The sequence below is a fragment of the uncultured Ruminobacter sp. genome (assembly GCA_902764345.1).
In the GTDB taxonomy this organism is placed as follows: Bacteria; Pseudomonadota; Gammaproteobacteria; order Enterobacterales; family Succinivibrionaceae; genus Ruminobacter.
On the sequence record CACWVT010000031.1, the window covers coordinates 29,339 to 44,701 of the forward strand.

Annotated in this window: 11 protein-coding genes; 8 read left to right on the forward strand and 3 right to left on the reverse strand. The window is 43.8% G+C overall.

Features of this window, described 5'->3' with window-relative positions:
- Window positions 1-78 precede the first annotated feature (78 nt).
- Both radA and QZU58_RS06635 read left to right on the forward strand, forming a co-directional pair.
- Window positions 79-1,470, forward strand: coding sequence for a DNA repair protein RadA (gene radA, locus QZU58_RS06630; protein ID WP_294495776.1), 1,392 nt, complete (start codon window positions 79-81; stop codon window positions 1,468-1,470).
- 83 nt (window positions 1,471-1,553) lie between these two features.
- Complete coding sequence (locus QZU58_RS06635; RefSeq protein ID WP_294463414.1) at window positions 1,554-2,939, forward strand: sodium-dependent transporter; 1,386 nt, start codon at window positions 1,554-1,556, stop codon at window positions 2,937-2,939.
- A gap of 94 nt (window positions 2,940-3,033) precedes the next feature.
- On the opposite strand, the gene QZU58_RS06640 is transcribed toward QZU58_RS06635, so the two are convergent.
- Window positions 3,034-3,561 (reverse strand): Rsd/AlgQ family anti-sigma factor, encoded by a 528-nt coding sequence (locus QZU58_RS06640; protein ID WP_294463415.1) that lies wholly within the window; start codon window positions 3,559-3,561, stop codon window positions 3,034-3,036.
- Window positions 3,562-3,920: 359 nt separating this feature from the next.
- A complete protein-coding gene (locus tag QZU58_RS06645) occupies window positions 3,921-5,819 on the reverse strand; it encodes a peptidoglycan DD-metalloendopeptidase family protein (protein ID WP_294495777.1) in 1,899 nt (632 codons plus the stop codon).
- 638 nt (window positions 5,820-6,457) lie between these two features.
- Between QZU58_RS06645 and leuA the strand changes: the two genes are divergently transcribed.
- From leuA to QZU58_RS06675, 6 genes are all read left to right on the forward strand, one after another.
- Complete coding sequence (leuA, locus tag QZU58_RS06650; protein WP_294495778.1) at window positions 6,458-8,011, forward strand: 2-isopropylmalate synthase; 1,554 nt, start codon at window positions 6,458-6,460, stop codon at window positions 8,009-8,011.
- A gap of 259 nt (window positions 8,012-8,270) precedes the next feature.
- On the forward strand, window positions 8,271-9,371 hold the full coding sequence (gene leuB, locus QZU58_RS06655; protein ID WP_294460264.1) for a 3-isopropylmalate dehydrogenase: 1,101 nt from the start codon (window positions 8,271-8,273) through the stop codon (window positions 9,369-9,371).
- A gap of 2 nt (window positions 9,372-9,373) precedes the next feature.
- Window positions 9,374-10,771, forward strand: coding sequence for a 3-isopropylmalate dehydratase large subunit (leuC, locus tag QZU58_RS06660; protein ID WP_294460265.1), 1,398 nt, complete (start codon window positions 9,374-9,376; stop codon window positions 10,769-10,771).
- A 12-nt stretch (window positions 10,772-10,783) separates the two neighbouring features.
- Window positions 10,784-11,383, forward strand: a complete 600-nt coding sequence (gene leuD / locus QZU58_RS06665) for a 3-isopropylmalate dehydratase small subunit (protein WP_294460268.1) — start codon at window positions 10,784-10,786, stop codon at window positions 11,381-11,383.
- Between the two features lie 391 nt (window positions 11,384-11,774).
- Complete coding sequence (locus tag QZU58_RS06670) at window positions 11,775-12,050, forward strand: PilZ domain-containing protein (RefSeq protein ID WP_294460270.1); 276 nt, start codon at window positions 11,775-11,777, stop codon at window positions 12,048-12,050.
- Window positions 12,051-12,374: 324 nt separating this feature from the next.
- Window positions 12,375-14,174 (forward strand): ABC transporter ATP-binding protein/permease, encoded by a 1,800-nt coding sequence (locus tag QZU58_RS06675; protein ID WP_294495779.1) that lies wholly within the window; start codon window positions 12,375-12,377, stop codon window positions 14,172-14,174.
- A 171-nt stretch (window positions 14,175-14,345) separates the two neighbouring features.
- Here the strand turns inward: QZU58_RS06675 and QZU58_RS06680 are convergent.
- Window positions 14,346-15,363, reverse strand: a 1,018-nt coding sequence (locus tag QZU58_RS06680; protein WP_294495780.1) for a hypothetical protein, incomplete at its 5' end; no start/stop codon positions are given.

The following is a 15,363-nucleotide window of genomic DNA, read 5'->3' on the forward strand; positions in this document are numbered from 1 at the left end:
CATTGGGATCATCTGCCGCTGAAATAGCAGTTCTTCATCTGTAAAATACTATTGTTACCGGAGGGAAAGGGTACGGTTATGGCAAAAAGTGGGTCTGTTTTTGTGTGCGGAGAATGCGGTGCCGAGTTTTCAAAGTGGCAGGGCCGCTGTCCTGAATGCGGTGCCTGGAATTCAATACAGGAAACGTTTGTAAATGACTATACTCCTAAGGTTTCAGCCTCGGCGGTAAGTAGCAGACTCAAGGGGTTTTCCGGGGAAATATCACAGAAGGTTGTTGATCTCAACAGCGTATCTCTTACCAGTGTACCTCGGATTTCCTCCGGTTTTAATGAACTTGACAGGGTTTTAGGCGGCGGAATAGTATCCGGATCCGTGGTGTTGATCGGTGGTAATCCCGGTGCAGGTAAATCCACACTGCTGCTTCAGGTTGTGTGCAATCTTGCAAACAGGGTGAAGGTGCTTTACATAACCGGTGAGGAATCTCTGCAGCAGGTTGCCATGCGTGCAGCCAGACTTGGTTGCAATACTTCCGGGGTAAAGATAGCCACGGAAACATCAATTGAAACCATACTTGCCATGGCTGAAAGGGAAAAACCGCAGATACTTATTGTTGATTCCATTCAGGTGATGCATCTTGACGGCATATCATCAGCGCCCGGAAGCGTTTCTCAGGTTAGGGAAGGTGCTGCTGCCCTGACTCAGTTTGCAAAGCAGAACGGCGTAGCCACGTTTGTGATAGGGCACGTTACAAAGGATGGTTCCATAGCAGGTCCTAAGATTCTTGAGCACTGCGTGGACTGTTCTCTGCTGCTTGAAGGCGATGCCGATTCAAGATTCAGAACGTTACGTTGCAAGAAGAACCGATTCGGAGCGATTAACGAGATTGGTATATTTGCGATGGTGGATAAAGGCATGAGGGAGGTTAGCAATCCTTCAGCCATCTTCCTAAACCGTTCGGACATCATCAGTCCGGGATCCGTGGTTATGGTGGTCTGGGAGGGATCCAGGCCTTTACTTGTGGAACTTCAGGCTCTCGTGGATTACAGCCAGTACGGTAATCCTCGCAGGCTGACTCTGGGGACTGAGGCCAACAGACTGGCAATGCTTCTTGCGGTTCTGCATCGTCACGGCGGAGTGTCTCTCGGTGATCATGATGTTTTTATCAATGTCGTTGGCGGTGTAAAGGTTGAGGAAACCAGTGCGGATCTGCCGCTTATCATTACCATGATTTCCAGTTACAGAAACACACCGATAGCCAGAGATCTTATTGCTTTTGGTGAAATAGGTCTTAACGGTGAAGTACGCCCCGTGACTCAGGGAACCGAAAGACTTCAGGAAGCGTATAAGCATGGTTTTAAACAGGCTGTTGTGCCTTACGATAACTACCCTCGAAAGCCGATTGGAGATATGAAAATCTATCCGGTAAAAACCCTTCAGGACGCACTTAATGTTCTGAGTGGCAACTGCTGATACATGACTTATGGTATTTGATTATGACAGACCTGAGCTTCTGAGTCTTATGTCTGATTTTTTTGATTTTGGCGGAAGTAAGAATGACATCTAATGAACATAAACGCTCTTCATTTGCAACAAGACTGGGTTTTATTCTGGTTACGGCCGGTTGCGCCGTGGGACTTGGCAATGTGTGGAGGTTTCCATTCATAACAGGTCAGAGCGGTGGAGCAGTCTTTGTTATTCTGTATTTGGTAATACTGTTGTGTCTCGGTCTGCCGCTTATGACGGTTGAACTGGCCATAGGCAGAGCATCGCGCAGAAGTATAGCCAAGGCTTTTACCAAACTGCGTGGTGACAAAAAATACTGGAACGTAATTTCAGTAATGTCTCTGGCAGGTCTGTATATTCTGATGTCGTATTACAGTGTAATCAGCGGCTGGCTGTTGCATTATCTGTGTCAGACTGCAAACGGAAACGTCATAGGTATAAGTGAGTCTCAGGTTTCCGCAAGCTTTACTGAACTTCTGTTAAGTCCCGAGGCTCAGATAATATGTGCAATGTCCGTGCTTTCAATGGCGTGCTTTGTCTGCAGTTTCGGCTTAAAAAACGGTATTGAAAAAATTGTTACGCCGTCAATGATCGGCATGCTTGCCATCATGGCAATTTTGATTTTTCACTCCTGTTCACTGCCGGGAGCGGAGAAAGGACTGTCCTTTTACCTCATGCCAAATTTAGAATCAGTCGAGAAAATAGGCTTTGACAGGGTTATATATAATGCCCTGACCCAGGTGTTCTTTTCTCTGAGCATCGGAATAGGTTCAATCATGGTTTTTGGCTCTTATATGTCAAGAGAACACTCTCTTGTCAAGGAAGGATTTATTATCTGTATGCTGGATACGGCCGTTGCATTCATGGCCGGTCTCATCATTTTTCCTACATGCTTCAGTTTTGATATAAACCCAGGGGCAGGGCCTACGCTTGTCTTTGAGACCATGTTGCAGCTGTTTAACAAAATGCCTTACGGTCAGTTCTGGGGAACCCTGTTTTTCCTGTTCCTGTTCATAGCAGCGCTGACAACGGTTATTGCAGTGATGGAAGCTATTATTAAAGGATATTCTGAACTGTTCGGCATAAGAAGGTGGGTTTCATCACTCGTTAATTTTTTGGCGATTTCCCTGATGTCGGTTCCGGTTGCACTGGGATTTAACAAACTCTCCGGTATTCATCCGTTAGGGAATAATTCCACAATCCTTGATTTCTGTGATTTTATTGTAGCGAACAATCTCCTTCCTTTGGGCGCAATTCTGATGCTGCTGTTCTGTGTGAGCAAAGCAGGCTGGGGATGGAATAATTATGTTGATGAGGTCAACTGCGGTAGGGGAGCGAAATTAACGGGAAGTAAATGGCTGTGCGGTTATTATAAATACATTATCGTCTTAACCATTGTGACCATACTGGTTATGGGATACGTAAGTCTGTTTTAAAAACCACGGACTGATACCGTCAGCCGACGGCTACAGTCCGCAAAACACGCAGGAATTCGTTATGGTTCGGTTCACCGGAACTATTGTATCCTGGTTATTTACCGGCTTTTTGACTTTCGGCCTGTTTGGCGCTCTCTGAGATGGTATTGTCCATAATCTGTAGGGCAATTACCATTCTGTCTTCATGTTTAAAGCGGATCTCAAGCCACTGACCAACGTAACTCAGATCCTCCCGCCAACTGCTCATAATTCCTTCGTCAAGTTCTTTTCCATACTTGGCGTCAAACTTAAGCAGGTGTTCTGTCGTGTTTTCTATTCTTGGTATTAACCTTCTGGCTACAATCATTCGTCGGCTGCTTACGTTTTCCATGATTGTCAGAATTTTCGGATAAACCTTGAAATGTCCCCGTGATAGGTAGTCGACCAGCAGATTGCAGAACTCGTTCATCTGTTCATAGGAAGGGTGCAGATCTCTTGATGCAGTGTCATCCTTATCCACAGGCAGAGTGAGAAGTTTGAAGTAGGCGGTAATCAATTGCTCCCGAGCATGGATCATCTCATCAATCCATTTCAGATGGCCAGAGGAGATCTGTTTTGTTCTGTTAAGAGTTGTGAGCAACATAAACACCTCCGTGTGACAAGTTATCCGTCTATGTTATTTTTCAGTATAGATGAAAACGTTTTTTCATTCTGTTTACGGAGCGGAATATTTAAAAAAATAAGACGGCAAAGTCTTATATTGTGAAAGACTTCTAATTACTGAAAGTATTGATACAAAAGGCGTTTTGGTGTTTGTTATGAGGTGCAAACCATGGTTTTAATCGGCTTTTGTGAGTAGTTTAAATTCAGGAAATATTGAGAAAAAGCGAAAGCCATGTTAATTACTTGTTATTTGGTCAATCGAAAAAGATAAAGCTTCACTGTTAGGATTAACCCCGTTACTGAGATCATATGATTGATAACGGGGCTCTGCTGTGAAGGTTAGTTTATGCCCATTTTACGCTTGTACTCGGCAATCTGAATCTTGAATTTCTTTTCTGATGCTGAGTCTCCGTCATATCCCGTGCTTGGGAGGCTTACCTTAAGGGCATTGACCGGAACACCTTTAATACGTACCTCATAGTGCAGATGAGGACCGGTTGATGCTCCTGTGTTTCCGCTCAGTGCTATTCTGTCATTGGCCTTAACCTTCTGCCCCGGTTTTACCAGAATCTTGCTCAGATGCATGTATACGGTGGAGTAGTCACCTCTGTGCTGAATAACGATATAATTACCGGCTGCTCTCTGGAAGGTTGCTTTGGTTACGATACCGTCGGCAGGAGCAAAAATTGGAGTTCCAACCTTAACACCAAAGTCTGTTCCGTTATGAGGTCTTACTTTGCCTGTAATCGGATGACGGCGATGAGGGTTGAAGTTACTGGTAATGCGGATTGGTCCGGCGACAGGGTAACGGTTGAATTTTGTGCTCATTCTGGCATGTGTGCCCTTATCGTCGTAGTATGAGTTGTTTGCAGTATTTCTGAATGCGTTAAGTCGACCGCTCTTCTGTGACTTAATTGATACGGCATTAATCTTTGAGTTTGGTTTGCTTGAGGCAAACAGTACCCTTACCTCGTCTCCAGGACGCAGATTCTTAGGCTGCATTCGGCCTTTGTACAGCTGGGTGATTTTTAAGGCTTCGGACTTTGTCAGTCCGGCTCTCTGGGCAGCCTGAACGAAAGTATCTCCCTTCTGTATGCTGAATGTTACGAGTTCCTTACGTTTGCTGATAAGCTCTCTTCTGGCCTTTTCTTCGGCAAGCTTCTTCTCTTCGGCTTTGCGACGGGCTTCTTCCTCGGCTTTCTTTTTTGCCAGTTCCTGCTGTTTTCTTGCTTCTTCAGCGCTGTTATCCTGCTGCTTACCCGTGCTGCCAGAATCTGCAGTCTGAGTAGCTTCAGTTTCTTTCTTGTCTTCCTGATTCTGCTGCTCTTCAGGCTTGGTCTGTCCAGCTATTACGGTTGTTGATTTGATTTCATCATCATTCTGACTGTCAAGATGCGCATCTTTAGGTTCAAGAACAGCGGTGAATTCAAGTGAATCCGGAGATGGTCGGGTGAAACGCAGCTGGTGCTGACGATCGTAAGGTTTTACCAGCTGAAGTATCTGCATCTTATTGTTAAACAGAAAATACAGCTTGTCGTTCGGTTTGATGGATCTTATGTTTTTACCGTACTCCGGCACCTGTTCAATGGCCTTGAGTACCGCAAACGGCTGGTTTAAGCTCATGAAGATGTTGTTGATGTTGTCTCCGGGAACAACTGTCTGGGTAAACCATTCATTATCGGCGGAATCATCTGATTTTTCGCTTTCGTCCTCATCATAAAGAACGTTGAAAGGAATAGGTTCACTGTCAAGAGTTTCCGTGGCGTTTACGTCTTCATCGGAGAATATGTTTCTGGCCATCCCGGGATGACTGTCAGGAAGTCGTCCTGTCGATACCCATGTGTAGTCATTTCGGTTTGAGATTTCTTCTGGGGCTGGCAGAATTATGGCTGTGATTAATGCAATGGTAACAAGAGACCATATTGCATACATGTGGTGGCGTGGAATGGATAAAATGGAATCCTTTCCGTCCTGACCGTCAGTCGGTTCGGTATCCGTGAAAAAATCGCTGTCGCTGCTTATTTGAGCCCAGATGGATTTTGCCGAAGGTGTTTTTATGTGGGATTTATTTTCCGGCTGGAGGTGTTGTCCGGCATTGTCTGTCCTGGTATTTTCGGTGCTTGCCTTTTCCTTGTGCTGTTGACGGCCATGATTATTGATCCCGCCCGTTTTTGCAGCGGTGGTACCAGGTTTGTGTGACTTCTGATTATTGCCTTTGCCAGAGTGAGTATTACTCATGTTTAATCCCAATCATAAGCATTTTTTTAAACTATTTATTCACAATCTTATTTTATATGTCGAACCTGAGAATGCTCCCAAACACTGCTAATTCCCGGAGCGACGGTGCCGTACAGAATATTCCGGCATGGCGGATCAATATGTCTCACCGAGTCCGGAACAAATAGCCGGAAAAACGGTGTGAACGTGATTTTGTCAGCGGAAACAGGGCACAAATTTAATAACTTATAACATAATTGCACCGTAATTACACTAATAATTTGGCGCAAAAAGGTCATGTCGGTGCAATTTACTTCAACATAACACTTGTTTGTAAAAATGGTGTTATCCGTATTTTTACAGGCTGTTATAAAACGTTATTCACATCTTCCGTCTCTGGAATCGGAGGCGGCTGTCCTTATTATTACGACATTATTTTTAGGAAAAGTTTCACTCTGCTTTAAGATTTTTGACGCAGGTCTTTAATGATGTGTTTTAAGTGGTGATTTTTTATACAAAGACGGCTCCGGCCAGAGGCGGGTATTTTCCTGTTTTGACATATCTTATGGCGCACATTAAAATTGCATGTAATATTTAAATTCAATTATTGATAAAGTGACGGCGGTATCCCTGCTGGCACGAAGTTGTGAGAAATACATATGTCGGATCGTGTAATAATTTTTGATACAACCCTGCGTGACGGTGAACAGGCTCTGTCAGCAAGTCTTTCATTCAAGGAAAAGCTGCGTATAGCGAAATCTCTTGAGCAGTTGGGTGTTGATGTTATGGAAGTCGGTTTTCCGATTTCCTCACGCGGTGATTTTGATTCTGTGCAGATGATTGCCAGAGAAATAAAGAACAGTACAGTATGCGGTCTTGCAAGAGCTGTGGAAAAAGACATTGATGCAGCTTATGAAGCTCTCAGAGTAAGTGACAATTACAGAATTCACTGCTTTATTGCCACCTCTGACGTTCATGTTAAGGATAAGTTGCGAAAGGATTTCGGATCAGTTGTGGATATGGCTGTAAATGCCATAAGATATGCTAGAAATAAGGCTCCTGACGTGGAGTTTTCGTGCGAGGATGCGGGCAGAACCCCAATAGATCATCTTTGCAGAATCGTTGAGGCTGCCATTGATGCCGGTGCGTCCACAATTAACATTCCGGATACCGTGGGATACACTCTTCCTTTCGAGTTTGGCGGCATCATAGAGCAGCTCTTTGATCGTGTTCCTAATATAGATAAGGCCAGAATCAGTGTCCACTGCCATAATGACCTGGGAATGGCCACGGCTAATTCCATAAGTGCGGTCGTGAAAGGAGCCCGTCAGATAGAGTGTACCGTTAACGGCATAGGGGAGCGTGCGGGTAACTGTTCCATGGAAGAAGTAGTCATGGCGATTAAGACACGCAACAGAATTCTTAATCTTCATACCGGAATAAACTGCACGGAAATAACCAGAACCTCAAGTCTTGTAAGTCAGCTGTGCAACATGCCTATAGCACCTAACAAGGCCATTGTCGGTGCCAACGCATTCTCTCACAGCTCAGGCATTCATCAGGACGGTGTACTTAAAAACAGGGATACATACGAGATTATCACTCCGGAAAGTGTGGGACTTAAGGAAAACACCATGAACCTTACCGCAAGATCCGGTCGTCACATCATTGCCCACAGACTTGCCGCTCTCGGTTATCCAGAAGGAAGCTATGATCTTGACAACGTATACAGACGTTTCAAGGATCTGGCAGACGTTAAGGGCCAGGTTTTTGATTACGATCTTGAGGCTCTGCTGTTTTTCAGTAATCTGCGCGACGAACCGGAAAGATACAGACTTGAGTATCTTTCCGTGTTGAGCGGGGGCTCAAATGTGATGCCGACTGCAAGCATCAAGATGAGTGTGGGTGATACTGTTCTTACTGAAGCTGCCGTCGGTAACGGTCCGGTTGATGCTCTCTACAAGGCTATTTATAAGCTTACCGGTTATGACATTGAGCTTAAGACTTATGAGATCAAGGCTAAGGGACAGGGAATTGATGCACTTGGACAGGTATCAATAATTGTTAACTATAAGGGGCGGGTGTTCCATGGGATGGGGCTTGCAACGGATATAATCCAGGCTTCGGCTTTGGCAATGATTCATGCATGCAATTCAATTTATAAGTCTGATCTTGTGGAAGAGAAGAAACATGCCGGTATAGAGCTGCAGTAATTTTTTTTGTGCGGCTGTTTCCGTCAGCATGAGTCTTTCTCCGCATAAGGCAGAAGGTGATTCATGATGTCATGGGAGCATGACGGAATCTCCCGCTTATTAATAAAAAGCGACTGTAAAAGCCTTTTATGATATAGTTTGCATAATAATTTTTTTCAGTAAGACTTCGGGAGTACCCCGAGTCTTATTTTTATGTTTTTAATGTATTGGATCTACAGTATTTATGGGTGCAGTGTTGCTGTGCCTCGGAGATTTTGAGATGTCTGATAATTTACGTATTGCAGTTTTACCCGGCGACGGTATCGGTCCTGAAGTAATGGAGCAGGCCGTTAAGGTATTAAAGGCAACAGCAGAAAAATTCAATCTTTCTTTTGAATTCAGAGAATGTTTTGTCGGCGGTAAGGCCATTGATGAATGTGGCTGCCCGCTTCCTGAAGAAACCCTGAAGACCTGTGAAGAATCCGATGCGATTCTTTTCGGTTCCGTAGGCGGTCCTAAGTGGGATCATCTTCCTCCGGATCAGCGTCCTGAACGCGGTGCACTTCTTCCGTTACGTAAGCATTTCAAGCTTTTCTGTAATTTAAGACCAGCTCAGATTCACCAGGGACTTAACACCCTTTCTCCGTTAAGAGAGGATATTTCCGCAAAGGGCTTTGACATGGTCTGCGTAAGAGAACTTACCGGCGGTATCTATTTCGGTCAGCCAAAGGGCAGAGAAGGCGAAGGTGCTGAAGAAAAAGCTTATGATACTGAAATCTATCATCGTTTTGAAATCGAAAGAATTGCAAAGATCGCTTTCGAATCAGCACGTCTGCGCAGAAACAAGGTTACTTCCGTAGATAAGTCAAACGTACTGCAGAGTTCAATTCTCTGGAGAGAAGTTGTATCTGAAGTACATAAGTCATATCCAGACGTTGAACTTAACCATATCTATATTGACAATGCCACCATGCAGCTGGTTAAGGATCCTTCTCAGTTTGATATCCTTTTATGCAACAACATGTTCGGTGATATTCTTTCCGATGAATGTGCAATGATCACCGGTTCAATGGGTATGTTGCCTAGTGCAAGCCTTAACGAGGACGGTTTTGGCCTTTATGAGCCTGCCGGCGGTTCTGCTCCTGACATTGCAGGAAAGAACATTGCAAACCCTGTTGCTCAGATCCTCTCTGCAGCTCTTATGCTTCGTTACAGCTTTAAGCTTGAAGATGCTGCTAAGGCAATCGAAAATGCTGTATCTGCCGTTCTTGCCGAAGGTTATCTGACCGGAGATCTTATGGCCAGCGGTGCAAGCAAGCACGAAGTTCAGAGTACCAGTGCAATGGGTGATTTAATTGCTAAAAAGGTTAAGGAATTATAAAAATGGGTAAGACTTTATACGAAAAGCTCTATGATGCTCATATCGTATCAGAGAACGAAGGTGAAACACCTATTCTTTACATTGACCGTCACTTATTGCATGAGGTAACCAGTCCTCAGGCTTTTGCCGGTCTCGAATACAATCACCGTCAGGTACGCAGACCAAACAGAACCTGGGCTACCATGGATCATAACGTATCCACTCTGTCCAGCAGCATAGATGCATGCGGTGAACTGGGCCGTATTCAGATGCAGACTCTGATTGATAACTGTACCAAGTTCGGTGTTCCTCTTTATGCGTTAGGCCATAAGTGGCAGGGTATCGTTCATGTAATCGGACCTCAGATTGGTGTAACCATCCCTGGTGTAACTCTAGTCTGCGGTGACTCTCATACCGCTACTCATGGTGCTTTCGGGGCTCTTGCCTTTGGTATCGGTACTTCAGAGGTTGAACATGTTCTGGCTACCCAGACCGTTAAGCAGGCTCGTCTGAAAAACATGAAAATTGAGGTAAACGGTGTTCTCGGCAAGGATCTTTCCGCAAAGGACATTATTCTTGCAATATGTGCCAAGCTCGGTACTGCCGGTGGTACAGGTTATGCCGTGGAATTCTGTGGTGAAGCCATCAGAAATTTAACCATGGAAGGTCGTATGACTCTTTCAAATATGGCTATTGAAATGGGTGCGAAGGTCGGTTTAATTGCACCAGATGAGACAACATTCAACTACGTTAAGGGCAGACCATTTGCTCCTAAGGATGACGTATGGGATGAGGCGGTAGCCTATTGGAAGACATTAAAGTCTGACGATGATGCCGTATTTGATGCCGTTGTTACCCTTAATGCCTCTGAAATCAAACCTATGGTTACATGGGGCACAAATCCTGGACAGGGTATGAGTATTGACGGTCTGATTCCTGCGCCTGAGGACTTTGATAATGAGATTGAAAAGCTTTCATGCGAAAAGGCTCTGGCATACATGGATCTCAAACCGCATACCAGAATTACGGATGTATCAATTGATAAGGTGTTTATCGGTTCATGCACCAACGGCCGTCTTGAAGACCTTCAGGCTGCAGCGGCAGTTATTAAGGGAAGAAAGGTTGCACCTAACGTACAGGCAATCGTGGTTCCTGGGTCTCAGGAAGTAAAGGATACCGCAGAAAAGCTCGGTCTTGACAAGATATTTCTGGACGCTGGTTTTGAATGGCGTCTTCCTGGATGTTCAATGTGTCTCGCCATGAATAGTGACAAGGTACCTAGCGGTGAACGTTGTGCCTCAACCTCAAACCGTAACTTTGAAGGCAGACAGGGCAGAGGCTCAAGAACCCATCTTGTCAGCCCGGCAATGGCAGCGGCAGCGGCTATCGCAGGTCATCTTGTAGACGTAAGAAATTTTTAGGAGATAGGATATATGCAAAAGTTTGTTTGCCATGAAGGTTTGGCAGTACCTCTTGATGCTGCAAATGTTGATACCGACCAGATTATTCCTAAACAGTTTCTTCAGGCCGTATCAAGACAGGGGTTCGGTAAGCACCTGTTCAATGACTGGCGTTATCTGGATGAAGCCGGTACCATTCCTAATCCTGACTTCATTCTGAACTATCCGAGATACGCCGGTGCCAGCATTTTGGTTGCCCGTGAAAATTTCGGTAACGGTTCAAGCCGTGAACATGCACCTTGGGCTCTTGCCGATTACGGCTTCAAGGCGATTATTGCCTCAAGTTTTGCGGATATTTTCTACAACAACTCTCTTAACAATGGTCTGCTTCTCGTGAAGCTGACTGCAGAGGAGGTTGATATCCTGCATAAGGAAATCAATGCTCATGAGGGACAGAAGATTGTTGTCGATCTGGAAAACATGCTGGTTAAGTGCAACGATAAGACATTTAGTTTTACCCTTGACAGTTTCAGACGTTACTGTCTCTTAAACGGTCTGGACAATATTGGTCTGACACTGCAGCATGAAGGTGAAATTTCAGCGTTTGAATCAAAACTGAAGTCCTGGATTTAGTTTCGATACCGATATTTTCGGCAGGCAGCCTGCCTGCTGCGAATTTTTAATGAGAAGCGGAGAAATATTTTCTCCGCTTCTTGTTTATTAGAATCCGTGAAACCATTGACTGTAAAGGCTTTAAGAAATATATCTGGATTCTTATATCAAATTTATCCCCAGCGTCAGAAAGGGAAGTACGGATAAACATGTGAGATATATCAACAACAGTGGAGGGAATGTTTTATTTTTTTTGTAAGGAATTCAAAATTTGGCAATTTAAAATTCAATTTTGTGGGGATATGTTGTATAAAAATAAAATAGAGCGGTTGTGCTCGGAAGGGGATTTTCATTCCCGAAAATATATATATAATATCTATAATTTTACTAATCGTTAGCATTTGGAACCAAGATGACGGGTAACAAGGAAAGAAGAACATTTATTCGGGTTGAGTTGCCGATTGAATGTCGGGTGATACGGCAGGATGCTGTTTATGATGCGAAGTGTTTGGACCTTAGTGCTACAGGTATGTCTTTAATACTGAAAAATGGTTCGCTCGAAGTCGGTGATGCCATTCAGGTTATATCTGAAGATGAGGATGACATGCCGCATATTGATGCACAGGCAAAGGTTGTAAGAGTCATCGATCAGCGTTCATGTAAATACGGAATTAAGTTTGAAGAGTAATTTACGTGCGTATCGTTGGTGTTTTGGAACAATGAAATTATTAGTCCCTTGAATTTTGTTGCCACATGTTAATTTAATGTGGAACAGGATGAAGGGGGGATTTGTGTGTGCCGTTGACAGCAAAAACTTTGCTGATTGAATTGTGAGAGCAGTGGATGTAATGTCTGTACTGCTTATTTTTTTGTCTTCAGACATATGTTTATGAGTAATGTATTATGTTTATGCTGTCTGTCATACCGATGCGTTGTTGCCGGCAGATAGAGTATTTACACGTGTCTGCAGAAAACCGGAATTTCCGGAAAATTAATTTTGAGGTCCTTTAATATGAGCCAAAAAGGCAGAAAAAAGTCTCCGATCTTCAGTATTTTCGGAGCCAGAAATCATGACGGAAGCAATCCTGACAGACATGAAAGTCTGCGTCTTTGTGAGTCTGTAGGGGCTTTCTTTAAAATAGCATTACCTTACTGGAAAACAAGGGAAAGTATTCCTGGCTGGATTCAGTTCATAGGGATACTGATGTTTACCGCTGCTACCATTGTGTTGGCTAAAATGTTCAACGACTGGTATAAGGAATTCTGGGACAATGTTCAGAGTTATAACATGGACGGCTTTTACGGCGGTCTTTGTCTGTTTCTGTTCCTTGCCACACTCCATGTATGTAATGTTGTTTACAAATCATATGTAATTTCGGCCTTAAGCATCCGTTGGCGTAAATGGCTTACCTCATACTATACGCATCGTTATCTCAATGAAAGCACATATTACAGACTTCAGCTGACCGAGCAGAAGACCGATAATCCGGATCAGCGTATCGCTGAGGATCTTAACAGCTTTGTTACTCTAACTATCGGCATAATTGTCCGTTTGATTACATCGAGTGCCATGCTGGTGACATTTGCGATAATTCTCTGGGGACTGTCGGAAAGAGTTGAGAATGTTTCAGTAGCAGGATATACCTTTAGTCTTCCTGACGGATATTTGTTCTATCTGGCTCTGATTTATGCCGTGTGCGGTACATTGATAACCTTTATAATCGGTAAGCCGCTGGCGCTGCTTCACTTCAGACAGCAGCGTTTTGAGGCTGACTACCGTTATTCGCTCATCCGTTTGCGTGAAAATTCCGAAGCGGTTGCTTTATATAAGGGGGAATCAGAGGAAAAAGAAAGATTAACCAGTTACTTTGGTGATGTTGTTAAGAACTACATATACCTCATTAATAGAACAAAGGCACTGGAGTTTTTTACCTTTGGCTGTGATCAGCTGGCTGTAATTTTTCCGATACTTGTAGCTTCTCCCCTTTACTTTGCAAAGATGATTACCATCGGCAGTCTGATGCAGATAAATTCTGCATTCGGGCAGGTTTATAACTCGTTGTCCGTGATAATGTCACTGTTCCCGGAACTGGCTACGTGGAAGGCTGTTATTGACCGTCTGGCACTGTTTGAGAAGAGTATGGACAGAGCTCTCCTTCTTCCTAAGCCGCAGGTGGTCTATGAAGGCAATGACGTGGAGTTAGATAAACTTTCAATAACCAAGCCGGACGGTACTTCGCTCATAGATGATTTGTCGCTGGTTCTCAGAGCAGGAGACAGACTGCTTATAAAAGGACCAAGCGGAGTCGGAAAGTCCACTCTGCTTAGAGCAGTAGCGGGAATATGGCCGTATTCAACGGGGATGGTTAAGCTTCCTGAAGGAAAAAAGGTTCTGTTTTTAAGTCAGAAACCGTACATGCCTATGGGCACCCTTGCTCAGACCATATGTTATCCGTCACCTGTTTCTGATGATGACGGATACCTTGAAAAACTGCTTTCCGGCGTAGGACTGGAGTATCTTGTTCCAAATCTGAATACGGAAGATCAGTGGAGTATGGTGCTCAGTCTCGGTGAACAGCAGCGTATCGCCTTCCTGAGAGCCGTTATAAACAGACCTGATGTCATTTTTATGGATGAGGTTACAAGCGCCATGGATGAACCTAATGAGTTTAAGCTTTACGAAATGCTTAAGAATGAACTGAAGGAGTCCATCATCATAAGTGTAGGTCATCGCAGTACACTTGAAAAACAACACAACAGAATTCTTGATTTTTCCGATGACTCAAAGAGAAAAAATCAGATTAACTGTTAGAAGTTGCCTGATATAAGAAGTCAGACATTCAGATGTGTAACCAGAGGCTGAAAAGTCCGGAAAACATTGAGTGTTCCCTCTGGGGTAACCAGAATTCGTAAGGGACGCCACATTGTTTCCGGGCTTTTTGATTTTGTAATCAGTTAGGACTGATCAACTTGGTACAGAAGGTTATTTGTTGTCAACGATAAGATAGTCTGATGCTTTGTTATCGTAGAAAATGATTTCTATGGATGGTGCCGGTTCTTTTCCTTCCTCAATCCAAGGACCATAGAAAAATATAGAGTCCTCCTGATTATTCGTTCCGTTGTCCGTTGTTTTACCACAGAGTGCAGCCAGTTCCGCTTTGGCTACAGCGTAGCAGAATGAAACGTATGATTTGCCTGAAAAGGTGCATTGACGCATGCTTCCGTCAATTCCGTTTTTAAGGTACTTTGTAGCCAGAGTGCGAGCCACGTATTTTGTAAATTCATTAGCTGCAAGCTCGTTTATCACATTGAAATTTTCGGCATCTAATCGTCTGAGGTGCAGAGTGACAGGAGTGAATTTTTTCAAATTTGCCCTGGCTGACATTTCTTTTACAATGCGGTAAGCTATTCCGAGCAGGATAATCAGAAAGGCTACTGTCATAAATAAAATGTTCTTGTGGAAGTTCTTCTGCTTTACGCTCAGTCTTTCTTTCGGAAATATGGAAGACTGGTATGTGGCGTACATAATTGCATCAGACTGCAGTTCTTCCGTGAATGTTTGAGCCTTTTTGGTGAGATAAGCAAAATTCAGCTTCTCGCCTTCCTTAACGTCACATGCAATATCGGTTAACCATGTTCTGTCGGACGGGATTGCAGTGGTTTTATGGTCAATATCAACGAGGGCAAGACATGATATTTTTCTTGTAAGATCATTATCAGTTCTGACACTGTCCGGATTTTTACTGTTATTTATTACCTTTACCACTAATCCTGAGCCGTCAGCAAAACCTGATGGTAATTTGCCTGTCAGACTGTTATATAGTCCGGGAAATGAACCATAAAGAACGAATACAAAGCATCCTAAAGACAATATGAAACGACCTCCACGAATGAATGTAAATCGTGGATTTACCGTGTAAACTGTAGATGTTAATAAAACAGAAACGGATTTACCGCATACATTGAATGAATTTACTACATACATTGAATGAAGGTCGTTA

Bases quoted from the DNA above. Each gene is read 5' to 3' on its own strand.
- radA (WP_294495776.1), top strand. From the start codon at position 79: ATGGCAAAAAGTGGGTCTGTTTTTGTGTGCGGAGAATGCGGTGCCGAG.
- QZU58_RS06635 (WP_294463414.1), top strand. From the start codon at position 1,554: ATGACATCTAATGAACATAAACGCTCTTCATTTGCAACAAGACTGGGT.
- QZU58_RS06640 (WP_294463415.1), bottom strand. From the start codon at position 3,561: ATGTTGCTCACAACTCTTAACAGAACAAAACAGATCTCCTCTGGCCAT.
- QZU58_RS06645 (WP_294495777.1), bottom strand. From the start codon at position 5,819: ATGAGTAATACTCACTCTGGCAAAGGCAATAATCAGAAGTCACACAAA.
- leuA (WP_294495778.1), top strand. From the start codon at position 6,458: ATGTCGGATCGTGTAATAATTTTTGATACAACCCTGCGTGACGGTGAA.
- leuB (WP_294460264.1), top strand. From the start codon at position 8,271: ATGTCTGATAATTTACGTATTGCAGTTTTACCCGGCGACGGTATCGGT.
- leuC (WP_294460265.1), top strand. From the start codon at position 9,374: ATGGGTAAGACTTTATACGAAAAGCTCTATGATGCTCATATCGTATCA.
- leuD (WP_294460268.1), top strand. From the start codon at position 10,784: ATGCAAAAGTTTGTTTGCCATGAAGGTTTGGCAGTACCTCTTGATGCT.
- QZU58_RS06670 (WP_294460270.1), top strand. From the start codon at position 11,775: ATGACGGGTAACAAGGAAAGAAGAACATTTATTCGGGTTGAGTTGCCG.
- QZU58_RS06675 (WP_294495779.1), top strand. From the start codon at position 12,375: ATGAGCCAAAAAGGCAGAAAAAAGTCTCCGATCTTCAGTATTTTCGGA.